Here is a 23,726-nt window from a genome sequence, read left to right as displayed (position 1 = left end):
AAAATTAGCAGAAGCAATCGCAAACACAGTACAAGCAGGCCAAGGACATGACTGGGCTAAATTAGGTACAAACATCGTAGGTATCGTAGAAAACGGTGTAAACGTATTAGGCAAAATCTTCGGTTTCTAATAGTTGAATATTAATGATGGACCAGGGCAAGCGCTCTGGTCTTTTTTTATATGTATTATTTGTTTGTTTCAAAAATTTGTTAAAATAAATCTTATAATGAAGAATTCTATTTATACAAAATTGATTAAGGATGTTAAATATGAGATATAACACGATTTTATTAGATTTTGATGATACGCTTGTTGATTTTTATGATGCAGAAGATAAGGCGTTTCACAATATGGCAAAATTTTATAATCATTATCCTACAGAAAAGGACTTTCAATTTTTTAAAAAAGTGAATCAAGCGCATTGGGAAGCTTTTCAAAAAAATGAATTAACTAAAGAAGAAGTGCTTTCACATCATTTTATCGAATACTTTAGCCACTATGGGATAGAAGTAGATGGTAAGGAAGCAGACATTAGATTTAGAGATGAGTTGGCGAAAGCGCCAGTGAAATATTTTGATTTGGCGTTAGAAACGATTGATCGTTTAGCTCAAATATGTGATTTGTATATTGTAACTAATGGTGTAACAGATACTCAGAAACGTCGAATTGCTCAATTAGATTTTAAAGATGTGTTTGCAGGTGTTTTTATTTCGGAAGAGACAGGTTATCAAAAACCAATGGCTGAATTTTTCGATCATGTATATGAACGTATTGGAAAAGATAAAAAAGAACATTCATTAATTGTAGGAGATTCCTTAACTTCTGATGTGTTAGGTGGGAAAAATGCTGGCATAGCAACTTGTTGGTTTAACTATAGAGATAAAAGTAATGATTCTGAGATTAAACCAGATTATGAAATTAAGAATTTGAGTGAATTAGTAAAAATTGTTGAAAAAGAAGAAGCGTAAGTAAAAGGGCGAATTAGAAATTAAATGATTTTAATTTCTAATTCGCCCTAGTTAATTATTTGTTATCAGGAGACCAAACTAGCACATCATGGCCTTCTGGATTTTTAGCTTCTACGTCTTCGAAATCATGATTGATGAAGAATTGTTTAGAATCTTGACGAGCAATCGCTTTTATAGGTGTATTGAATGATTTAGCAAAATCAACTAATTCTTTCGCATAACCGCGATTTTCGTATTTTTCTAATACTTCTAATTTCCATAATAATAAATAATCATCATATTCTGGGAAATAGCTTTCTTCTACGTCGCCTTTTTTTAATAAAGCCATGCGAGCGACTAAGTTTTCACCATTAAAAATGCCGTAAAATGGTGATTCAGAACTTGCATCGATCATTTGACCTTTTAACTCTTCGACCATATATAAGTCTTTGTTGCCAAATTCTCTAAATGCTTCAAATAGTTCATCTGTTTTATAATTTATTTCAAGATGTTTAACTTCGCTCATATTCAATCTCCCCTTTGTTCTTTTTATCTATTATAACGTATGTATTGTGTAAATTTCATTTATTTATGTAGTAATTATTATAATAGCAAGACAATTTGTGAAAGAAACTTTAAATATTTAAGCCGTTAAATTGTCAGATAAGGATATAATCTTTATACTATATGAGTAATAGCTATGTTGAAGGAGTATGGATATGGACTGTCAAGTAACATATTTTAAAGAAAAAGATTCGTTTATTACAAAATTGAAAAATAGCGATGAACAATTATTAAAATTTTATCAATATAATCCCACTGAGAAGGCAAGTTTTGACAAACGTATGAAACAGCCTAGCAATGGTAGGGAACAGCAATTAAGTCAAATCATTGCTTCATATATGGAAGATCTCAAACTTTCAAATGCACAACAACGTCATCTTGAAGCATTGTCTGATGGCGCTAAAGTTGTGATTGGCGGTCAACAGGCGGGACTATTTGGTGGTCCGTTGTATACCTTCCATAAAATTCTTTCGATAGTAACTTTAAGTCATCAATTAAGTCAAACGTATGATAAAACAGTGGTGCCAGTATTTTGGATTGCTGGGGAAGACCATGATTTCGATGAAGTAAATCATACATACGTTTTCAACGCAAAAGAGGCGCAATTGCATAAAGTGAAATACCATACAATGACGCCTCCAGAAACTAATGTTTCACGTTATTCACCTGATAAAAAAGCACTTGTTGAAGCATTAAAAAGCTTTTTCAAAGAGTTAAAAGAAACTGAACATACAAAGTCTCTTTATTCACTTTGTTCAAATATTATTGAACAATATGATTCTTGGACAGATATGTTCAAAGCTTTACTCCACGAAGTGTTTAAAGAATATGGCGTATTGTTTATTGATGCTCAATATGAAGCGTTAAGAGAACTTGAGAAGCCCATTTTAAAAGAAATGATTCAACATCACGAAGAGATTGATCAAGCATTTAGAAATACGCAAGCGCAAACGACTCAATCTGGCTTGAATCAAATGATTCAGACAGATACAAATGTGCATCTCTTCCTTCATGAAGATAATATGAGACAGTTATTATCTAAAGAAGGAGATAATTTCAAATTAAGTAAATCTGAAGTAACGTATTCTAAAGAAGAAATATTGAAATTAATTGAGACAGAACCACATCGTTTTTCAAATAATGTAGTGACGAGACCGGTTATGGAAGAATGGTTATTTAATACGGTAGCTTTCATTGGTGGTCCAAGTGAAATTAAATATTGGGCTGAGCTTAATGAAGTGTTTAAGTTATTAAATATTGAAATGCCAATTGTCATGCCACGTCTTAAAATGACATATATGACACAGCGAACTGATAAATTATTGAATCAATATCAATTAGATGTACAACAAGTGATTGAAAATGGTATTGAAGAGGATAGAACAAAATTTGTTCGTGAAAAAGCTTCAGAGTCATTTATTAAACAAGTTGAAAAACTTAAAGAAGATCATGCTAGAATATATCAACAACTATTAGATGAAGTAAAAGGTAATCAAGACAATATTAATTTAGTAGAAAAAAATAGTGAAATTCACAATACACAATATGATTATCTACTTCAACGTTATTTACTTAATATTGAACGTGAAAATGATATTAGTATGAAACACTTTAGAGAACTTGAATATGTATTGCATCCAATGGGTGGCTTACAAGAAAGAATATGGAATCCACTTCAAATTATGAATGAATTTGGGATAGATGTGTTCAGTCCCTCCACTTACCCACCACTTGAATATACATTTAATCAAATCATTATAAAACCTTGATATTACCGATAAATGCCTATTTTATCCTTGTGATAAAATAGGTATTTTTTTGTCGAAATAAGGAATTTTAAGATATTTTACATAATTAGTGGAGGATAGTGGTGAGATGTGGTAAATTATAAATAAGGTGAGGTGATAATAATGTTCATGGGAGAGTACGAGCATCAACTTGATGCTAAAGGTCGTATGATTATTCCTGCAAAGTTTAGATATGACTTAAGTGAACGATTTATTATCACACGAGGCCTTGATAAATGTTTGTTTGGTTATACGCTTGAAGAATGGCAACAGATTGAAGAGAAAATGAAAACCTTACCTATGACAAAAAAAGACGCACGTAAGTTTATGCGTATGTTCTTCTCTGGTGCAATCGAAGTGGAGCTAGATAAACAAGGGCGTATTAATATCCCTCAGAATTTGAGGAAGTACGCTAATTTAACTAAAGAATGTACAGTAATAGGCGTTTCCAATCGTATTGAGATTTGGGATCGAGAAACATGGAATGATTTCTATGATGAATCTGAAGAAAGTTTCGAAGATATTGCTGAAGATTTGATAGATTTTGATTTTTAAATGGAGGAATTTACCGTGTTTCATCATGTAAGCGTTATGCTAAAAGAGACAATTGATTATTTAGACATCAAAGAAGATGGCATATATGTAGACTGTACGCTTGGTGGTGCCGGTCACGCACTCTATTTGTTAAATCAATTGAACGATGATGGTAGATTGATTGCGATTGATCAAGATACAAATGCTTTAGAGAATGCTAAAGAAGTCTTGAAAGATCATCTACATAAGGTCACGTTTGTACATAGTAATTTTAGAGAATTGACTGACATTTTAAAAAACTTAGAAATTGAAAAAGTAGATGGCATCTATTACGATTTGGGCGTTTCTAGTCCACAATTAGATGTCCCTGAAAGAGGATTTAGTTATCACCACGATGCTAAACTCGATATGCGTATGGATCAAACACAAGCGTTAAGTGCTTATGAGGTCGTGAATGAATGGTCTTATGAAGCGCTTGTTAAGATTTTTTATCGTTATGGTGAAGAGAAATTTTCAAAACAAATAGCGAGACGTATTGAAGCACATCGTGAACAACAACCGATTGAAACAACATTAGAGCTTGTAGATATTATTAAAGAAGGTATTCCAGCCAAAGCTCGTAGAAAAGGTGGTCATCCTGCAAAGCGTGTCTTTCAAGCGATTCGTATTGCAGTGAATGATGAATTATCTGCATTTGAAGATTCGATTGAACAAGCAATTGAATTAGTCAATGTAGGAGGTGGAATTTCAGTTATTACTTTCCATTCATTGGAAGATAGACTGTGTAAACAGATTTTCCAAGAATATGAGAAAGGACCTGACGTACCTCGAGGGTTACCAATTATTCCTGAAGAGTATACACCTAAACTAAAAAGAGTTAATCGCAAGCCCATCACTGCTACAGAAGCAGATTTAGATGAGAATAATAGAGCGCGTAGTGCAAAATTACGTGTCGCAGAAATATTAAAATGAGGAGTAATTGAAGATGGCTGTAGAAAAAATATATGAACCATATGAAGAAGTCCAGCACACAAGCATACCGAAGCAACAACCACAATCTGAACCTCAGACCCGCACGGTTACCAAAAAGGTAGTTGTTCAACTTACAAGGTTTGAGAAGTTTTTATACATAACACTTGTTACTGCTATTGCTGTCATTGCAATCTATCTGCTATCTTTAAAAATGGATGCGTATGATACAAATGGCAAAATAGCAGATTTGGATCAAAGAATTGAACAACAATCTAGTGAAAATAGTGCAATCCAATCTGAAATTAAGAAAAACTCTTCTTACGAACGCATTTACAATAAAGCTAAACAACAAGGTATGAGCTTAAAGAACGATAATGTAAAGGTAGTGCGTACTAATGGCGAAGCGAAAAATTAAAATTAGAAAAAATAAATTAGGAGCAGTCCTCCTTGTTGGTATATTCGGACTGCTCTTTTTTATATTGGTTTTAAGATACTCTTATATCATGTTAACTGGACATTCGGATGGGCAAAATTTGATTATGCGTGCCAATGAAACGTATCTTGTGAAAAATCAGGAACAACCTGAACGAGGTAAGATTTATGATAGAAATGGCAAGATACTAGCTGAAGACGTTGAAAGGTTTAAAGTTGTCGCAGTCGTAGATAAAAGCGCAGGTGAGAATGGAGATAAACCTCGCTACGTGAAAGATAAAAAGAAAACTGCAGAACAATTATCCAAAGTGATTGATATGAAACCTTCGGAAATTGAAAAACGTTTAAATCAAAAAAATGCCTTCCAAGTTGAATTCGGACAAAAAGGAACGAATTTAACGTATCAAGACAAGCAAAAATTAGAGAAAATGAATTTACCAGGTATTTTATTATATCCTGAGACAGAAAGATTTTATCCAAATGGTAATTTTGCTTCTCACTTAATAGGTATGGCGCAAAAAAATCCAGATACTGGAGCATTAAATGGTGCTTTAGGTGTCGAAAAAATCTTCAATAGTTATTTAAATGGTCAAAAAGGTACCTTATCTTATATTCAAGATATATGGGGTTATATAGCACCTAATTCCAAACATGAGAAAGCACCTAAACGTGGCGATGACGTTCATTTAACACTTGATTCAAATATTCAAGTATTTGTAGAAGAAGCGTTAGATGATATGGTTAAGCAATATGATCCTAAAGATTTATTTGCTGTAGTAATGGATGCTAAAACTGGTGAAATTTTGGCCTATAGTCAGCGACCTACGTTTAATCCAGAAACAGGTAAAGACTTTGGTAAAAAATGGGCAAATGATTTATATCAAAATACGTATGAACCTGGATCGACATTTAAATCATTTGGTTTAGCTGCAGCAATTCAAGAAGGCAAATTTAAACCGAATGAAAAATACGAATCAGGACATCGTGACATTATGGGTTCTCGAATTTCTGACTGGAATAAAACAGGTTGGGGCGAAATTCCTATGTCTCTAGGTTTCACGTATTCTTCAAATACCTTAATGATGCACTTACAAGATTTAGTAGGCGCAGATAAGATGAAATCTTGGTATGAAAAATTTGGTTTCGGTAAATCCACAGATGGCATGTTTGATGGCGAAGCGAGTGGCAATATTGGATGGTCAAATGAATTGCAACAAAAAACGTCTGTATTCGGTCAATCAACAACTGTCACGCCTGTTCAAATGTTACAAGCGCAATCTTCATTCTTTAATAAAGGCGATATGTTGAAACCTTGGTTTGTACAAAGTATTGACAATCCAATTTCTAAAAAAACATTCTATAAAGGTAAAAAGGAAGTTGCTGGTAAACCAATTTCTGCAGACACAGCAAGTAAAGTTGAAACTGAGTTAGATAAAGTAGTTAATAGTAAGAAGAGTCATGCTATTAACTATCGTGTGGATGGCTATGATATTGAAGGTAAGACAGGTACTGCCCAAGTTGCCGACGAAAATGGCGGAGGTTATGTTAAAGGTGCCAATCCTTACTTTGTAAGCTTTATCGGCGATGCACCTAAGAAAAATCCACGTGTCATTGTTTATGCAGGTATGAGTTTAGCTCAGAAAAACGACGAAGAAGCTTATCAATTAGGTGTAAGTAAAGCATTTAAACCAATTATGGAAAATACTTTAAAATACCTAAATGTTGGTTCAAATAAAGATGAAACTAAATCTGCTCAATATAGTAAAGTGCCGAATGTTTCAGGACAAAGTGCTCAAAAAGCAGAAGATAGTTTGAAATCTCAAAACCTACAACCTGTAGTTATTGGAAATGGTGACAATATTAAATCTCAATCTGTAAAAGCCAATACAAAACTATTACCAAATAGTAAAGTGATGTTATTGACTGATGGAGATATTACAATGCCAAATATGAAAGGCTGGACAAAAGATGATGTCCTTACTTTCCAAGAACTGACAGGCATCAATGTTACGACGAATGGCAACGGCTTTGTTACTAAACAATCTGTTTCAGAAGGTGCTACGTTGAAAGACAATAGTAAGATTGAAGTAGATTTATCTCCTGAGGATCCAGATGATTCCTCAAGCAGTACATCAAGTGATAATGCTTCAAATTCGGATAATAACAGTTCTGACAACAAAGCTTCTGAAGATAAAAATGATAGTAGTTCATCTTCAGACAATAAAAATTCTAAAAATAAAAATGACAGTAGTTCATCTTCTGACAACAATCAAACATCATCTGAAAGTGATTCAAACTAAGATAGAATGAGGTATGAATAATATAAGTTAGGAAAATAATAGAAGAGGTTGAAATAAACAGAAACACTTTAATTTCTATTCGAATAGAAGCTAAAATATTAGATAAAAAAACTCTAATTCTATTCTATTTCAGCATCACTTCTATTTTCCTAAACTTATTTCATACTTAAACTATGTGAAGTTATTTCGAAAATTGATAAACTTAAGATGATTAAAAATGAAAACCAGAAATTTATACTTAATTTCGCAAAAATTTAATATACATAAAGGAGAATATCATGCTTTTTATACTTGCGATTATCGCACTACTCATCACCTTCATTTTGGTGCCGGTATTAATCCCAACGCTTAAACGAATGAAATTTGGTCAAAGTATACGTGAGGAAGGGCCACAAAGCCATATGAAAAAAACAGGTACACCTACAATGGGTGGACTTACATTCCTCATCAGTATTGTCATAACTTCTATCATAGCTATATTTTTTGTTGACAATTCTAACCCAATTATTTTGTTATTATTTGTAACGATTGGATTTGGTTTAATTGGTTTTATTGATGATTACATCATTGTAGTTAAGAAAAATAATCAAGGCTTAACAAGTAAACAAAAATTCTTAGCTCAAATCGCTATTGCTGTTATTTTCTTCATTCTTAGTGATGTCTTTCATTTAATTGAATTCTCAACTAATCTTAATATTCCATTTACTAATGTAAGTATTCCATTATCATTTGCATATATTATTTTCATTGTCTTTTGGCAAGTTGGATTTTCAAATGCAGTTAACTTAACTGATGGTTTAGATGGTTTAGCAACTGGTTTATCAATCATTGGATTTACAATGTATGCCATTATGAGTTTTGTTATAGATTCACCAGCAATTGGTACATTCTGTATCATTATGATTTTCGCATTATTAGGCTTCTTACCTTATAACTTAAACCCAGCTAAAGTTTTCATGGGTGATACAGGTAGCTTAGCATTAGGTGGTATATTCGCTACTGTTTCAATTATGCTAAATCAAGAATTATCATTACTTCTAATTGGATTAGTATTTGTAGTTGAAACACTATCAGTTATGTTACAAGTTGCTTCATACAAGTTAACTAAGAAGCGTATCTTTAAAATGAGTCCTATTCATCATCACTTCGAATTAAGTGGTTGGGGCGAATGGAAAGTTGTTACAGTATTTTGGACAGTAGGTTTAATTTCAGGATTAATCGGATTATGGATAGGAGTGCATTAAGATGCTAAATTATACAGGATTAGAAAATAAAGAAGTTCTTGTAGTAGGATTAGCAAAAAGTGGCTATGAAGCAGCAAAATTGTTAGTCAAATTAGGCGCCAAAGTCACTGTAAATGATGGTAAAGATTTATCTCAAGATCCCCATGCAAAAGATTTAGAAACTTTAGGAGTTAAAATTGTTGATGGCGGTCATCCAGTTTCATTATTAGATAACAATCCCATCATTGTAAAAAATCCAGGTATTCCGTATACAGTTTCAATCATTAAAGCAGCAGAAGAACGTGGATTAAAAATTTTAACCGAAGTAGAGTTAAGTTATTTAATTTCAGAAGCGCCAATTATTGCCGTGACTGGTACAAATGGTAAAACAACTACAACTTCATTAATTGGAGATATGTTTAGTAAAAGTAGGCTTACAGGCCGTCTATCTGGAAATATTGGTTATGTAGCTTCAAAAGTTGCTCAAGAAACTAAACCAGAAGAATATTTAATTACTGAATTATCATCATTCCAATTATTAGGCATTGAAACATACCGACCTCATATTGCAATTATTACTAATATATATTCAGCACATTTAGATTATCACGAAACACTTGAGAATTATCAAAATGCTAAAAAACAAATTTATAAAAATCAAACAGAAGATGATTATTTAATTTGTAACTATCATCAACGTCATCTTATAGAATCTGAAAATTTAAAAGCTAAGACATTGTACTTCTCAACACAACAAGAAGTTGAAGGTATCTATATTAAAAATAATTTTATTATCTACAAAGGCATTAGAATTATTAATATTGATGACTTAGTTTTACCAGGACAACATAACTTGGAAAACATTTTAGCTGCGGTACTAGCTGCAATCTTAGCTGGCGTACCAATTAAAGCGATTGTTGATAGTTTAACTACGTTCTCAGGTATTGATCATAGATTACAATATATCGGTACTAACCGCACAAATAAATACTACAATGATTCAAAAGCAACAAATACTTTAGCGACACAATTTGCTTTAAATTCATTTAAACAACCTATTATTTGGTTATGTGGTGGTTTAGACCGCGGTAATGAATTTGATGAGCTTATTCCTTACATGAAAAATGTTAGAGTAATGGTTGTCTTCGGTGAAACTCAAGAAAAATTTGCTAAATTAGGTAATAGTCAAGGTAAACTTGTTATTAAAGCTACTGACGTCGAAGATGCAGTGGAAAAAGTGCAAGATGTCATTGAACCTAATGATGTCGTATTATTATCTCCAGCTTGTGCAAGTTGGGATCAATATAATACTTTTGAAGAACGTGGAGAACGATTTATTGAAAGCTTCCGTGCACACTTACCGTCTTACTAAAGGGTGTGAAATTTCGTGGATGAACGTAAAAATAATAGAAATACTAAAGTGAGGTCTATTAAGGATTCAATTGAACGAAAAAATCGTGAATTAAAAGATAAAGAGATTGATGATAATGAAGACAGTAAATTCAATCAATCTTCAACTTTTGAAAATGAAGATAGACCTAGCGCAACGCAAGATAGTAATGAAAAACAGCATCATAAAGAAGAACCTTTAGAGGAATCTAAAGAAGAACTTAAAGAAGATTCGCAAGAAGAACACAAACAAGAAGAAATAAAGCAAAATGAGAGCAATCGACATACTAGCTCTAGAAAAGATAATCAATTTCAAAATTTTAAAACCAAAGCGACTGAGCTATTTACTAATCCAAAGAAAAAACGTGAGAATAGAAAAAACACCGCGACTAACCGTAAACAAAAAGAAGATAAATATGCACATATGACGTTACAAGAAAAACGTGAACAACAAAGAATTGATCGACGTAAACGCCAAAAGAGAATTCAATATATCATTCTAACGTCATTAATATTATTAATTCTTTTATTTTTAATATATATGTTTACGCCATTAAGCAGAATTTCTCATATAAATATTAGTGGAAATAAAAACTTGAGTAATCAACAGGTTGAAAAGGCTCTCGATGTCAAACCAGGTTCTCGCATGTACACTTATAGTAAAAGAAAAGGGATTAATAATTTAGAACAAAATCCTTTAGTGAAGAATGTAGAGATAAAAAAACGTTTACCTAATACGTTAAATGTTCAAGTAACTGAAAACAATGTCGTAGGGGTAGTCAAAGATAAAAATAAATATACTCCGATTATTGAAGGCAACAAAGAATTGAAAGATTATAAAGGTGACATCGCTGGAAGTGGACCTATCTTAGACGGCTTCAAAGGTTCAGATAAAGACAACATGGTTAAAGCACTTTCGAATATGTCTTCAGAAGTTAGAGACATGATTTCAGAAATTAGCTATGCACCTGAAGCAAATAAGCAAAGTAGAATATTGTTGTATATGAAAGATGGCATGCAAGTGGTTGGTGACTATAAAACCATTGCGGATAAATTAAAATATTATCCGCAAATGTCACAATCACTTAACAAAGATGATTCAGGTAACCTTCAAACTCAAGGTTATATCGACTTATCTGTAGGCGCATCATTTATTCCATATAACGAAAGTGACGCCAATAATTCTAAATCTAATCAAGTTTTACAACAAAAAACGCAAGAAGAAAACGATGCTAAAAATGAATTACAAAGTGCATTGAATAAAATTAACGAACAATCAGACTCAAATAATTAAAAAATTTCGATATTAATATACGTTTATAGTTCACAAGCCAATCGACGTATTGTAAACTAAATATAGTGTATTTTAATAGTAATTTGTCAGGAGGTGCCTATCTATGGAGGAACATTACTATGTAAGCATAGATATTGGTTCATCAAGTGTTAAAACAATAGTAGGCGAAAAATTTCACAATGGTATTAATGTGATAGGTACAGGACAAACCTACACTAGTGGTATTAAGAACGGATTGATTGATGATTTTGATATTGCTAAACAAGCAATTAAAGATACAATTAAAAAAGCTTCTATCGCCTCAGGTGTAGATATAAAAGAAGTTTTCTTAAAGTTACCTATCATTGGTACTGAAGTGTACGATGAAGCAAATGAAATTGATTTTTATGAAGATACTGAAATTAATGGAACGCACATTGAAGATGTGTTAGAAGGTATCAGACAAAAAAATGAAGTTCCAGATACAGATGTTATTGATGTCTTCCCAATTCGATTTATTGTAGATGGTGATAATGAAGTTTCTGATCCTAAAGAATTAATTGCTAGACATTCTTTAAGAGTAGAAGCGGGCGTAATTGCAATTCACAAATCTATTTTAATAAATATGATTAAATGCGTTGAATCATGTGGCGTTGACGTGTTAGATGTTTATTCTGATGCATACAACTATGGTTCAATTCTTACAGCTACTGAAAAAGAATTAGGCGCATGTGTAATTGATATTGGTGAAGATTTAACTCAAATCGCTTTTTATGAGCGTGGTGAGTTAGTTGATGCTGATTCTATTGAACTCGCTGGTCGTGACATTACAGACGACATAGCTGAAGAGTTAAATACTACATATGAAACAGCTGAAAAGGTTAAACATCAATATGGACACGCATTTACTAATTCAGCGTCTGATCAAGATGTATTTACTGTTGATCAAGTAGATAGCGACGAATTAGTAGAATATACTCAAAAAGATTTAAGCGCTATCATTGAAAGAACAATGCAAGATATCTTTGATGAAGTATTCGATGTGTTAGTTGATTTAGGTTTAACAAAAGTGAACGGTGGTTTCATTGTTACTGGTGGTACTTCAAATTTACTTGGTGTTAAAGAGTTATTAAACACAATGGTAAATGAGAAGATAAGAATCCACACACCATCTCAAATGGGTATTAGAAAACCTGAATTTACTTCAGCTATTTCTACAATATCTAGTAGTATCACTTTTGATGAATTATTAGATTATGTTACAATGAATTATCAAGACAATGATGAATTTGAAGAAGAAGTTATCGAAAATAACGACAAAGATAACGCTTCTAAATCTGGCGGTTTTGACTGGTTTAAACGTAAGTCAAACAAAAATGAAGATACTTATGAAGAAGACTACCACGAGCCACAAGAAAGAGTGGACAGAGTAGAACAACATGATAAGTATGATAGCCATGATGAACATCAAGATGTAGAACACCACTATGATGAACATGAAAGACCTGAAAAAGAAGAGAGCAAATTTAAAAAATTTATGAAATCTCTATTTGAATGATTGGCCATTAAGACTAGGAGGAAATATAAATGTTAGAATTTGAACAAGGATTTAATCATATGGCGACTTTAAAAGTCATCGGTGTAGGTGGTGGCGGTAATAACGCTGTTAACCGCATGATCGACCACGGCATGAATAATGTTGAATTTATCGCAATTAATACAGATGGACAAGCTTTAAACTTATCTAAAGCTGAATCTAAAATCCAAATTGGTGAAAAATTAACACGTGGACTTGGTGCAGGAGCTAACCCTGAAATTGGTAAAAAAGCTGCTGAAGAATCTCGTGAACAAATTGAAGATGCTATCCAAGGTGCAGACATGGTATTCGTAACTGCTGGTATGGGTGGCGGTACTGGTACAGGTGCTGCTCCAGTTGTTGCAAAAATCGCTAAAGAAATGGGCGCTTTAACTGTTGGTGTTGTAACTCGTCCATTTGGTTTCGAAGGTCGCAAACGTTCTACACAAGCTGCTGCAGGTGTAGAAGCAATGAAAGCTGCGGTTGATACATTAATCGTTATCCCTAATGACCGTTTATTAGATATCGTTGATAAATCTACACCAATGATGGAAGCATTTAAAGAAGCAGATAACGTATTGCGTCAAGGTGTACAAGGTATCTCTGATTTAATCGCTGTATCTGGTGAAGTAAACTTAGACTTTGCTGACGTTAAAACAATTATGTCTAACCAAGGTTCAGCATTAATGGGTATTGGTGTATCTTCAGGTGAAAACAGAGCTGTTGAAGCTGCTAAAAAAGCTATTTCATCTCCATTACTTGAAACATCAATCGTTGGTGCACAAGGTGTGTTAATGAACATTACAGGTGGAGAATCATTATCACTTTTCGAAGCTCAAGAAGCTGCAGATATCGTTCAAGATGCTGCTGATGAAGATGTAAACATGATCTTCGGTACTGTAATCAACCCTGAACTTCAAGACGAAATCGTTGTAACAGTTATTGCTACAGGTTTCGAAGATAAACCAACATCACAAGGCCGTAAAGCTTCAAGCACAGGCTTTGGTTCAAGCGTAAGTGCTACAGGCACTTCAACACAAAGTGCACCTAAAGAAGACTCATTCTCTCATAGTTCTTCAAGTTCACGTGCATCTGAAAGTGTAAATGAAAGAAGTCATTCAACTAAAGATGACGATATTCCTAGCTTTATCAGAAATAGAGAAGAAAGACGTTCTAGAAGAACTAGACGTTAATCCATAAATTATCAGGTTAGAATATTATAATATTAAGCATAGAAGTAATTAACAAATGATTATTGTTGATTTAACTATGTAACTATATTAGTTGGAGTAGAACTGGACATTCTTTAAAGAATTCTGTTCTACTCTTTTTCATATACTTTAAAACAGAGTGAAGAATGTTATATAATAAATTTATATTCATATTTAGAGTAAAGTTAATACGACCAAACGTTTATATATACAAACATAACTTTTTACAAGGTGGTTATTCACGTGTCTGAGCAATTTGTTAAACATCCTCATTATTTGAACTACGAAGCTGAAGATTTAAAAAATATAACACTAGGCTTTACGACGCGCGATGGGGGTTATAGTATATATCCAGAGCATTCATTTAATATGGCACGATACATAGATGATGACCAAGATAATGTCACACGTCATCAAGAGATTTTAGCTGAAGCTATTGGATATCCAAGAAATGAATGGATTTTCCCTATTCAGACCCATGAAGATAAAATTGCACACGTCACTCAAGAACATCAAGGTGCAAATATTAATCAACTTAGCGATCAACTCCACGGCATCGACGGCCTCTATTCATATGATTCTAACGTTTTATTAACAATGTGTTATGCCGACTGTGTGCCTGTTTACTTTTATAGTGAGAAACATCATTTCATAGGACTAGCACATGCTGGATGGAGAGGGACATATAGTCAAATCGTTGTGAAAATGTTGAATCATGTTGATTTTGATTATAAAGATTTAAAAGTTGTTATTGGTCCTTCAACTTCAATGAGTTACGAAATCAATGACGATATTAAATCTAAATTTGAAACTTTACCAATCGATAGCACTCAGTATATTGAAACACGTGATAAAGACCGTCATGGTATTGATTTAAAACGTGCTAATGCTCTTTTACTAGAAGATAAAGGTGTGCCTAAAGAGAATATCTATATTACTGATTATGCAACATCAGAAGACTTATCAATGTTCTTCTCTTATCGCATTGAAAAGGGTCAAACTGGAAGAATGATGGGATTCATAGGTCAAAAATATTAATTTATTAATTTTCAAACATCACATGTTAGCTTGACGTTAAAGTAATTAAAATTTTACAGACTGTTTGATAGAAGAATTGTTATTTTGAAATCCTATTATGAACTACTATCCAATGTCAGAACATAGATAAATGATAGTATTTATCTACATTTTACAATTTTCACTCTATAACTCGAGGTTGATATTTAAATGGAAGTAAAACAAAATTTAGAAGCAATTAAAAATGAAATTAATAAACATATTGACAAAAGTGAGACATCTACAGTACCTGACGTGATTGCGGTTACAAAATATGTTACAATAGACCGAGCTAAAGAAGCATATGAAGCAGGTTTACGCCACTTTGGAGAGAACCGTTTAGAAGGATTTCTTGAGAAGAAAAAAGCGTTGCCTGACGATGTTACTATGCATTTCATTGGCTCTTTACAATCAAGAAAAGTTAAAGAAGTTATTAACGAAATAGATTATCTTCATGCACTAGATCGCTTAAGTCTTGCCAAGGAAATTAATAAAAGAGCAGACCATGTTATTTCATGCTTTGTGCAAGTTAATGTTTCAGGTGAGGAAAGTAAGCATGGTATTGCATTAGATGAGGTAAATGATTTTATTCAACAACTTCAACAATATAGTAATATTAAAGTTGTTGGTTTAATGACAATGGCACCTTATACTGAAGATAGTGACTATATTCGTCAATTATTTAAACAATTAAGATTAAAACGTAACGAAATTAAAAACCTTAAATTAGATTATGCACCGTGTGAGTTCTTATCTATGGGAATGAGTAATGATTACCAAATTGCTGTAGAAGAAGGTGCTTCATTTATCAGAATAGGGACTAAACTTGTTGGAGAATAGGAGTGAGCCCCGTGGCTATTAAAGATTTATTTAATAATTTTTTTCTAATGGAAGATGAAGAAGAAGTAGAAAGCCCTGAAGAGCGTCAACAACGTGTCGTTCAAAGGGAAGAAACACAAAATAATGCACAACAAAATCAAACAACAGATCGACCTCAAACACAACAAAATAATCTAAAGACAGTACCTCAAAAGAAAACATCACGAAATTATAACACAGAGGAAAGGAAGAATCGTATGAACAACACGCCTACTAAGTCGAATTCTAAAAATGTAGTAACAATGAACCAATCTGCACAAGGTTATTCTACATATGAAAGTTCAAAAATGTGTTTATTTGAACCTCGTGTTTTCTCAGATACACAAGATATTGCAGACGAATTAAAAAATCGTCGTGCTACTTTAGTTAATTTACAACGCATTGATAAAGTATCGGCTAAACGTATTATCGACTTTTTAAGTGGTACTGTGTATGCAATTGGTGGAGATATTCAACGTGTTGGTACTGATATTTTCCTTTGTACGCCTGATAATGTAGAGGTCGCTGGAAGTATTACTGATCATATCGAACAAATGGAAGCGCATCATTACGAGTAAGGAGAATAGTCTATGGACATCGGCCTGTTAGCTAATATATTTCACTTTATACTTGTGTTAGTACAAATCTACTATTTTGGTATGATTATTTATTTCTTCACATCATGGGTACCAAGTATAAGGGAATCTAAATTTGGCGAAATTTTATCTAAAATATATGAGCCATTTTTAGAGCCGTTTAGAAAAATTATTCCCCCAATTGGTATGATTGATATTTCATCACTTGTAGCATTATTTGTACTAGTGTTATTCCAATGGGGACTACAAAGTATTTTTGCTATGATTATAAATTATTTAATAATGAAATAAATTTTTAAAGAGGCTAGGACATTCATTTGTCTTAGCCTTATATCATGTTTAGTCTTAAGCTCATAGTTAATATAATAGTAAATTCATTTTCCGAAAAAATAAAAAAGGGAGGTAACTATAATAGATATTTATCAACACTTTAGAAATGAAGAACATCCTTTGATTGATCAATTAATCGATAAATGTGATCAAGTGAATCACCAATATGCTCCAATACTAACAAACTTTTTAGATCCTAGAGGACAATATATTCTTGAGGTAGTTGTAGGAAGTTTCGATGATATGCATGTGCAATTTTTTGGTGGCCCTCATTCTGAGAGAAAAAGAGCCATTATTGCGCCAAGTTACTACGAACCTACTGAAGAGGATTATGAAATTACATTAATTCAAATTGATTATCCTGAAAAGTTTGTTACGCTTCAACATCAACATGTATTAGGAACATTAATGTCGCTAGGTATTGAAAGAGAACAAGTAGGTGATATTGTAGTAGGAGAAACGATACAATTCGTTTTGACAAAACAATTAGAATCATATATTATGACAGAATTAACAAAGATTAAAGGTGCGTCAGTTAAACTTAATTCTATTCCATTTAAAGATATGATACAATCAGTAGAGAATTGGAAGAGTCATGGTAGCACAGTTAGCGCGTTAAGATTAGATGTTGTTTTAAAAGAAATGATTCATAAATCGAGAGCCATTGCTAAACAACTTATTGAGAAAAAACGTGTGAAAGTGAATCATACCATTATCGATTCTCCAGATTTCCAAGTACAAATCAATGATTTACTATCCATTCAAGGTTTTGGGCGAGCTCAAATTACCGACGTGGGTGGTCGCACGAAAAAAGATAAAATTCATATTACTTACCAAACATTATTTAAATAACGGTATAAGATTTGGAATAAATGTTTATAAAAAGTCCGATTTGAGGAGGATATAAGATGCCTTTTACACCGAATGAAATTAAAAATAAAGAATTTACAAAAGTAAAAAATGGTTTAGAACCTGCTGAAGTAAGTGATTATTTAACTCAATTAAGCAATGAAATTGAACGTTTAAAAGAAGAAAAAAAACAACTTGAAAAAGTAGTTGAAGAGAGAGATACTAATATTAAATCTTATCAACAAGTTCATCAATCTGTAAGTGATGCTTTAGTTCAAGCACAACAAGCAGGTGAGCAAGTTAAAGTGGCGGCAAACAAAGAAGCAGAAGCTACAATTTCTAAAGCTCAAGCTCAAGCAGATATGATTGTAAATGATGCGATTGAAAAAGCACGTCATTTATCATTCCAAACTGAGGATATGAAACGTCAATCTAAAGTTTTCCGTTCTCGTTTCCGCATGCTTGTTGAAGCTCAATTAGATTTATTAAAAAATGATGATTGGGATTATTTATTAAATTACGATATAGATGCTGAACAAGTTACTCAAGAAAATTTTCAACATTTAAATAAACAAGATATTACACCTGAAGAACAACTTAATGCACAAAATCAACAAGCTGAGAATACAAATACTGATACATCAGCTACATCAACACATACTAGTGAATCTGCTACTTCTACAACAAATGTAAGTAACAGTGAGTCAACATCTACTAAATAATATGATTTGAATTAAGTCAGACACGTGAGAAATAGTTACCTTTTCACAGCGAGCTAGGATATGGTGAGAGCCTAGTAAAAGCATATTTCTTATATCACTGACTTGCGATATTAAAATAAGTAATATGAGAGAACTCTAAGTTGAGTTAATAAGGGTGGTACCGCGGAATTTCCGTCCCTGTTAATTGAACTTAGAGTTCTTTTTTATATTTAAGGAGTGAAACAAATATGAACTATAAAGATACTTTATTAATGCCTAAGACAGATTTTCCAATGCGTGGGGGACTTCCTACTAAAGAACCTCAAATTCAAGAAAAATGGGAAGCTGAAGATCACTATCAAAAAGCGTTAGATAAAAATAAAGGAAATCAAACGTATATTCTTCATGATGGCCCACCGTACGCCAATGGTAATCTTCATATGGGACATGCGTTAAATAAAATTATCAAAGATATCATTGTTCGTTACAAAACGATGCAAGGTTTCTATGCACCATATGTTCCAGGTTGGGATACTCATGGTTTACCAATTGAACAAGCGTTAACTAAAAAAGGTGTAGACCGTAAAAAAATGTCTATCGCTGAATTCAGAGAAAAATGTAAAGAGTTTGCGTTAGAACAAGTTGAATTACAAAAACAAGACTTCAAACGTTTAGGTGTGCGTGGAGATTTTAATAATCCATATATTACGTTAAGACCTGAATACGAAGCAGCTCAAATTCGTTTATTCGGTGAAATGGCTGATAAAGGCCTTATTTATAAAGGTAAAAAGCCTGTATATTGGTCACCATCAAGTGAATCTTCATTAGCAGAAGCTGAAATTGAATACCATGACAAACGTTCAGCATCAATTTATGTTGCATTTGATGTCAAAGATTCAAAAGGTGTAGTTGATGAAGATGCTCAATTTATCATTTGGACTACTACTCCATGGACTATTCCATCAAACGTAGCTATTACAGTTCATCCAGAACTTAAATATGGTCAATACAATGTGAATGGTAAAAAATATATCATCGCTCAAGCTTTAGCTGAATCAGTTTCAGAAGCTTTAGGTTGGGATAAAGATGCTATTCAATTAGAAAAAGAATTTACAGGTAAAGAATTAGAATATGTTGAAGCACAACATCCGTTCTTAGATCGTGTATCTCTAGTAATTAACGGTGACCACGTTACAACTGATGCAGGTACTGGTTGTGTTCATACGGCTCCTGGACACGGGGAAGATGACTATGTAGTAGGTCAAAAATATGACTTACCAGTAATTAGTCCTTTAGATGATAAAGGTGTCTTCACTGAAGAAGGTGGCCAATTTGAAGGTATGTTCTATGATAAAGCGAATAAAGCAGTTACAGATTTATTAACTGAAAAAGAAGCTTTATTAAAATTAGACTTCATTACTCACAGTTACCCACATGACTGGCGTACTAAAAAACCTGTTATTTTCCGCGCTACACCACAATGGTTCGCATCAATTAGTAAAGTAAGACAAGATATTTTAGATGCGATTGAAGATACAGAGTTTAAAGTAGATTGGGGTAAAACACGTATCTATAACATGATTCGTGACCGTGGCGAATGGGTTATCTCTCGTCAACGTGTATGGGGTGTACCATTACCAGTATTTTATGCTGAAAATGGCGACATCATTATGACTAAAGAAACAGTTAATCATGTGGCAGATCTTTTCGCTGAACATGGTTCAAATGTTTGGTTCGAAAGAGAAGCTAAAGATTTATTACCAGAAGGCTTTACTCACCCAGGAAGTCCAAATGGTGAATTTACTAAAGAAACAGACATTATGGACGTATGGTTTGACTCTGGTTCATCTCACAGAGGCGTATTAGAAAATCGTCCAGAATTAAGTTTCCCAGCTGATTTATACTTTGAAGGTAGTGACCAATATCGTGGTTGGTTTAACTCATCAATCACAACTGCAGTTGCTACAAGAGGTCAAGCACCATATAAATTCTTATTATCTCACGGTTTCGTAATGGACGGAGAAGGTAAGAAAATGAGTAAATCACTTGGTAACGTTATTGTGCCAGACCAAGTAGTAAAACAAAAAGGTGCCGACATTGCACGTCTATGGGTAAGTAGTACTGACTATTTAGCTGACGTACGTATCTCAGATGAAATTTTAAAACAAACTTCTGATGTATATCGTAAAATCAGAAACACATTAAGATTTATGTTAGGTAACATTAATGATTTCAATCCTGATACAGATGCTGTACCTGAAGCGGAATTATTAGAAGTAGATCGTTACTTATTAAATCGTTTACGTGAATTTACAGCTAGCACTATTAATCATTACGATAACTTCGATTACTTAAACATTTATCAAGAAGTTCAAAACTTCATTAACGTTGAATTAAGTAATTTCTATTTAGATTATGGTAAAGATATTCTTTACATTGAAGAGAAAAATGCGCATAAACGTCGTAGCATGCAAACAGTGTTATATCAAATTTTAGTTGATATGACTAAATTATTAGCGCCAATCTTAGTTCACACTACTGAAGAAGTATGGTCTCATACGCCACATGTTAAAGAAGAAAGCGTACATTTAGCTAATATGCCTGAAGTAGTCGATGTTGACCAAGCATTATTAGATAAATGGAACCAATTTATGGCATTACGTGATGATGTGAACCGTGCGTTAGAAGCGGCTCGTAATAATAAAGTCATCGGTAAATCATTAGAAGCTAAAGTCTTCATCGGTAATAACGATAACTTTAAAGCAGCTGATTTCTTACAACAATTTGCTGATTTACAACAATTATTTATCGTTTCACAAGTTGAAGTTGCTGACTCAATTGAAAATGCAGAATCATACCAACACGGCGATGTACGTATTGAACATGCTGAAGGTGAAAAATGTGAAAGATGCTGGAACTATAGTGAAGAATTAGGTTCAGTAGGTGAACTTGAACACTTATGTCCACGATGCCAAGAAGTTGTTAAAACATTAGTTTAATGTTGATTATATAACTTAATATTAATTGAAAGTCATATTTGTGATTGCACTTATCACAGATATGGCTTTTTTTATATAATAATTTAAAACTACAACTTAATTTTTAAAAAATACATTTTACTTCATTTAATTTAATTAATGCTTAATGTTTGGTATCAGTTTGAAAGGGCTATTACATCTTATAAACAAGTTTAAACGCTTTCTTATAAGAGAGTTTAAATATAGATATGTTATGAATATAAAAGACAAAAGGAGTGGCATCATGGGTAAAGTATTATTAACAGGAGCTTCGGGTTATATTGGGGGTCACTTAAAAGAACAATTAAAAGAGAATCATGAAATTATAGCAATTTCGCGACATGCAGACAGTAAAGAAGATGAAAAGAATGTAACTTGGAAAGCAGCAGATTTATTTGATTTAGATGAAATTACAGAAGTTATGGAAGGTATCGATACTGCAATATATTTAGTCCATTCTATGATGCCAAGTGCGAAATTAACTCAAGCTAATTTTGAAGATATGGATGCATTACTGGCAGATAACTTTGCACGTGCCGCTAAAGCACAGGGAGTAAAACATATTGTTTTCATGAGTGGCATCATTCCTAATGAAAATAATCTATCACCTCATTTACGTAGCCGTTTAGAATGTGAAAAAATTCTTGGTTCATATGGTATTCCAGTAAGTACACTACGTGCTGGTTTAATTATTGGTGCTAAAGGTAGTTCATATCCTATCTTAAAAAGATTAGTTGATCGTTTACCAGCGATGATTCTTCCTAGCTGGGCCTACAATATGATTGCACCAGTAGCAATCGAAGATGTTATTAATAAATTAGCAGCATTAGTAGACCGTTCACCGGATGAAAATGAAGCATTTGATATTACGGGACCAGAAGTAATGAACTATAAAGAATTAATTAAGCGCACAGCTAACGTGTTAGATAAATACTTACCTATTTTAGATTTACCAATTATTCCTATTTGGGCAAGTCGCTATTGGGTACAGTTAATATCACAAGTGCCGAAAGAAATGGTCTATCCTTTAATGAATAGTTTAGTTCATGACATGATTCCGCAACCTCACCGTATCCATCCTGAACTTTCAATTGGCGAGATTGATTACGAGGATAGCGTGAAAAAAGCTTTAAAAGAAGAAGAAAAGCACGGACAAGTGAAAAAAAGTAAGCAATCTAAATCTAACAGTTCTAATGACAAAGATAAAAAAGAAGAAATCAAAGATGTTCGTGCTATTACAAGATTTAAAATACCTGAAAGTTATTCAATGCGTGATGTAGCACAAGAATATGCAAAATTCATTAATGATATTACATTACACTTAGTTAATGGCAATATTAATGAATATGAATTCAATATTCGTTTACCGCTAATTAATAAATTCATTTTAAAAATGGAGAGAGATGAACACGATACTACAAATGAAATGATTGTATATAGAATCGTGGGTGGCGACCTTGCATTAGCTAGAGATGGTGGTAATGCTAGGTTTGAATTCAGACGAATTTTAGATACGAATGAAGGTTTAATCGCACTTCAAGAATATGAACCAACTTTACCATGGGCGATTTATAAATTTACACAAGCGAATGCTCATAAAGTTGTAATGGATGTATTCATGAAACATATGAATCATCTAGCAGAAGAAGAGGAAGAAAAACAACTCTCATCTCAAAAAGAAAAATTTGTAAGTAATTTAGTTATGACAACAGGGGCTATTGTGGGCGCATTTGTAGGCGCTAAAATTTATAATAGTTTTAAAAAATAATATAAGTCTCACTGATAGGTCAATTCACTGATTAAATTGCTTCAGTGAATTGGCATTTTTTTATAAAAAATTTGGAAATAGTAAACTAATAAATTGCAAACTATATATATTACTGGTAAAATATTTAATATTTTGTAGTAAATTTAAACAAATTATTTCACATAAGTGATTTTTGAAATATGTAAGTAGAAGATGATTTTTATAGAATATTTTGGTTTAGAACGCATAGCTTCCATAGATAATTTCTCTCTTTATTAGCTTCTGTCCAATGATACCATCATGCAACTCACTCATAATTATCTAGTTTAAAAATGATGAGAATAATTCTACTTATTGCTTATAT

At 32.7% G+C, this 23,726-nt stretch carries 21 protein-coding genes; 20 read left to right on the top strand and 1 reads right to left on the bottom strand.

The features are described from left to right. Positions 1 to 130, top strand: a 130-nt coding sequence (locus CD127_RS12580; RefSeq protein ID WP_142381321.1) for a beta-class phenol-soluble modulin, incomplete at its 5' end; no start/stop codon positions are given. 139 nt (positions 131 to 269) lie between these two features. Further along, positions 270 to 968 carry a YjjG family noncanonical pyrimidine nucleotidase gene (locus tag CD127_RS12045; RefSeq protein ID WP_103366841.1) on the top strand — a complete coding sequence of 233 codons (699 nt, stop codon included), beginning with the start codon at positions 270 to 272 and terminating at the stop codon, positions 966 to 968. 55 nt (positions 969 to 1,023) lie between these two features. On the opposite strand, the gene CD127_RS12040 is transcribed toward CD127_RS12045, so the two are convergent. Further along, the gene (locus tag CD127_RS12040; RefSeq protein ID WP_103366840.1) at positions 1,024 to 1,473 is read right to left on the bottom strand and encodes an N-acetyltransferase; all 450 of its coding nucleotides are present in this window, start codon (positions 1,471 to 1,473) and stop codon (positions 1,024 to 1,026) included. A 193-nt stretch (positions 1,474 to 1,666) separates the two neighbouring features. Here CD127_RS12040 and bshC point away from each other — a divergent pair, with 193 nt between their 5' ends. The 18 genes from bshC (at position 1,667) to CD127_RS11950 (ending at position 23,383) form a co-directional block, all read left to right on the top strand. Beyond that, the gene (gene bshC / locus CD127_RS12035; RefSeq protein ID WP_103366839.1) at positions 1,667 to 3,280 is read left to right on the top strand and encodes a bacillithiol biosynthesis cysteine-adding enzyme BshC; all 1,614 of its coding nucleotides are present in this window, start codon (positions 1,667 to 1,669) and stop codon (positions 3,278 to 3,280) included. Positions 3,281 to 3,421: 141 nt separating this feature from the next. Next, the gene (gene mraZ, locus CD127_RS12030; protein WP_103298734.1) at positions 3,422 to 3,853 is read left to right on the top strand and encodes a division/cell wall cluster transcriptional repressor MraZ; all 432 of its coding nucleotides are present in this window, start codon (positions 3,422 to 3,424) and stop codon (positions 3,851 to 3,853) included. A gap of 15 nt (positions 3,854 to 3,868) precedes the next feature. Next, positions 3,869 to 4,804 carry a 16S rRNA (cytosine(1402)-N(4))-methyltransferase RsmH gene (gene rsmH / locus CD127_RS12025; RefSeq protein ID WP_103366838.1) on the top strand — a complete coding sequence of 312 codons (936 nt, stop codon included), beginning with the start codon at positions 3,869 to 3,871 and terminating at the stop codon, positions 4,802 to 4,804. Positions 4,805 to 4,817: 13 nt separating this feature from the next. Then, complete coding sequence (gene ftsL, locus CD127_RS12020) at positions 4,818 to 5,219, top strand: cell division protein FtsL (protein WP_103298732.1); 402 nt, start codon at positions 4,818 to 4,820, stop codon at positions 5,217 to 5,219. Then, the gene (locus CD127_RS12015; protein ID WP_103366837.1) at positions 5,200 to 7,536 is read left to right on the top strand and encodes a penicillin-binding protein; all 2,337 of its coding nucleotides are present in this window, start codon (positions 5,200 to 5,202) and stop codon (positions 7,534 to 7,536) included. The genes ftsL and CD127_RS12015 overlap by 20 nt, the downstream gene beginning before the upstream one ends. Before the next feature lie 278 nt (positions 7,537 to 7,814). Beyond that, on the top strand, positions 7,815 to 8,780 hold the full coding sequence (gene mraY, locus CD127_RS12010; protein WP_103366836.1) for a phospho-N-acetylmuramoyl-pentapeptide-transferase: 966 nt from the start codon (positions 7,815 to 7,817) through the stop codon (positions 8,778 to 8,780). 1 nt (position 8,781) lies between these two features. Beyond that, a complete protein-coding gene (murD, locus tag CD127_RS12005; protein WP_103366835.1) occupies positions 8,782 to 10,131 on the top strand; it encodes a UDP-N-acetylmuramoyl-L-alanine--D-glutamate ligase in 1,350 nt (449 codons plus the stop codon). Positions 10,132 to 10,146: 15 nt separating this feature from the next. Beyond that, the gene (locus CD127_RS12000) at positions 10,147 to 11,442 is read left to right on the top strand and encodes a cell division protein FtsQ/DivIB (protein WP_167409902.1); all 1,296 of its coding nucleotides are present in this window, start codon (positions 10,147 to 10,149) and stop codon (positions 11,440 to 11,442) included. A gap of 103 nt (positions 11,443 to 11,545) precedes the next feature. Beyond that, positions 11,546 to 12,979: a cell division protein FtsA gene (gene ftsA / locus CD127_RS11995; protein ID WP_103366834.1), complete on the top strand. Its 1,434-nt coding sequence runs from the start codon at positions 11,546 to 11,548 to the stop codon at positions 12,977 to 12,979. Between the two features lie 29 nt (positions 12,980 to 13,008). After that, complete coding sequence (ftsZ, locus tag CD127_RS11990; protein ID WP_103298727.1) at positions 13,009 to 14,190, top strand: cell division protein FtsZ; 1,182 nt, start codon at positions 13,009 to 13,011, stop codon at positions 14,188 to 14,190. A 261-nt stretch (positions 14,191 to 14,451) separates the two neighbouring features. Further along, on the top strand, positions 14,452 to 15,246 hold the full coding sequence (gene pgeF, locus CD127_RS11985) for a peptidoglycan editing factor PgeF (RefSeq protein WP_103366833.1): 795 nt from the start codon (positions 14,452 to 14,454) through the stop codon (positions 15,244 to 15,246). A gap of 189 nt (positions 15,247 to 15,435) precedes the next feature. Continuing rightward, a complete protein-coding gene (locus CD127_RS11980) occupies positions 15,436 to 16,104 on the top strand; it encodes a YggS family pyridoxal phosphate-dependent enzyme (protein WP_103366832.1) in 669 nt (222 codons plus the stop codon). A gap of 11 nt (positions 16,105 to 16,115) precedes the next feature. After that, positions 16,116 to 16,700, top strand: coding sequence for a cell division protein SepF (locus CD127_RS11975; protein ID WP_103298724.1), 585 nt, complete (start codon positions 16,116 to 16,118; stop codon positions 16,698 to 16,700). A 12-nt stretch (positions 16,701 to 16,712) separates the two neighbouring features. Continuing rightward, the gene (locus CD127_RS11970; RefSeq protein WP_103298723.1) at positions 16,713 to 17,009 is read left to right on the top strand and encodes a YggT family protein; all 297 of its coding nucleotides are present in this window, start codon (positions 16,713 to 16,715) and stop codon (positions 17,007 to 17,009) included. Positions 17,010 to 17,126: 117 nt separating this feature from the next. Further along, entirely contained in the window at positions 17,127 to 17,900 is a 774-nt protein-coding gene (locus tag CD127_RS11965; protein WP_103366831.1) for a YlmH family RNA-binding protein, read from the top strand. A 56-nt stretch (positions 17,901 to 17,956) separates the two neighbouring features. Continuing rightward, positions 17,957 to 18,619 (top strand): DivIVA domain-containing protein, encoded by a 663-nt coding sequence (locus tag CD127_RS11960; protein WP_103366830.1) that lies wholly within the window; start codon positions 17,957 to 17,959, stop codon positions 18,617 to 18,619. 227 nt (positions 18,620 to 18,846) lie between these two features. Further along, the gene (gene ileS, locus CD127_RS11955; protein ID WP_103366829.1) at positions 18,847 to 21,597 is read left to right on the top strand and encodes an isoleucine--tRNA ligase; all 2,751 of its coding nucleotides are present in this window, start codon (positions 18,847 to 18,849) and stop codon (positions 21,595 to 21,597) included. Between the two features lie 262 nt (positions 21,598 to 21,859). Then, a complete protein-coding gene (locus tag CD127_RS11950) occupies positions 21,860 to 23,383 on the top strand; it encodes an NAD(P)H-binding protein (RefSeq protein WP_103366828.1) in 1,524 nt (507 codons plus the stop codon). The last annotated feature ends 343 nt before the right edge of the window (positions 23,384 to 23,726 follow it).

Origin of the sequence: Staphylococcus petrasii (assembly GCF_002902565.1) — a bacterium.
Taxonomy (GTDB): Bacteria; Bacillota; Bacilli; order Staphylococcales; family Staphylococcaceae; genus Staphylococcus; species Staphylococcus petrasii.
The sequence above is the reverse complement of the archived record's forward strand: the minus strand, read 5'-3'. Positions and strand labels throughout refer to the sequence as shown.

Coding starts and splice junctions, on each gene's coding strand:
- CD127_RS12045 (WP_103366841.1), top strand. CDS start 270: ATGAGATATAACACGATTTTATTAGATTTTGATGATACGCTTGTTGAT.
- CD127_RS12040 (WP_103366840.1), bottom strand. CDS start 1,473: ATGAGCGAAGTTAAACATCTTGAAATAAATTATAAAACAGATGAACTA.
- bshC (WP_103366839.1), top strand. CDS start 1,667: ATGGACTGTCAAGTAACATATTTTAAAGAAAAAGATTCGTTTATTACA.
- mraZ (WP_103298734.1), top strand. CDS start 3,422: ATGTTCATGGGAGAGTACGAGCATCAACTTGATGCTAAAGGTCGTATG.
- ftsL (WP_103298732.1), top strand. CDS start 4,818: ATGGCTGTAGAAAAAATATATGAACCATATGAAGAAGTCCAGCACACA.
- CD127_RS12015 (WP_103366837.1), top strand. CDS start 5,200: ATGGCGAAGCGAAAAATTAAAATTAGAAAAAATAAATTAGGAGCAGTC.
- mraY (WP_103366836.1), top strand. CDS start 7,815: ATGCTTTTTATACTTGCGATTATCGCACTACTCATCACCTTCATTTTG.
- murD (WP_103366835.1), top strand. CDS start 8,782: ATGCTAAATTATACAGGATTAGAAAATAAAGAAGTTCTTGTAGTAGGA.
- ftsA (WP_103366834.1), top strand. CDS start 11,546: ATGGAGGAACATTACTATGTAAGCATAGATATTGGTTCATCAAGTGTT.
- ftsZ (WP_103298727.1), top strand. CDS start 13,009: ATGTTAGAATTTGAACAAGGATTTAATCATATGGCGACTTTAAAAGTC.
- CD127_RS11980 (WP_103366832.1), top strand. CDS start 15,436: ATGGAAGTAAAACAAAATTTAGAAGCAATTAAAAATGAAATTAATAAA.
- CD127_RS11970 (WP_103298723.1), top strand. CDS start 16,713: ATGGACATCGGCCTGTTAGCTAATATATTTCACTTTATACTTGTGTTA.
- CD127_RS11960 (WP_103366830.1), top strand. CDS start 17,957: ATGCCTTTTACACCGAATGAAATTAAAAATAAAGAATTTACAAAAGTA.
- ileS (WP_103366829.1), top strand. CDS start 18,847: ATGAACTATAAAGATACTTTATTAATGCCTAAGACAGATTTTCCAATG.
- CD127_RS11950 (WP_103366828.1), top strand. CDS start 21,860: ATGGGTAAAGTATTATTAACAGGAGCTTCGGGTTATATTGGGGGTCAC.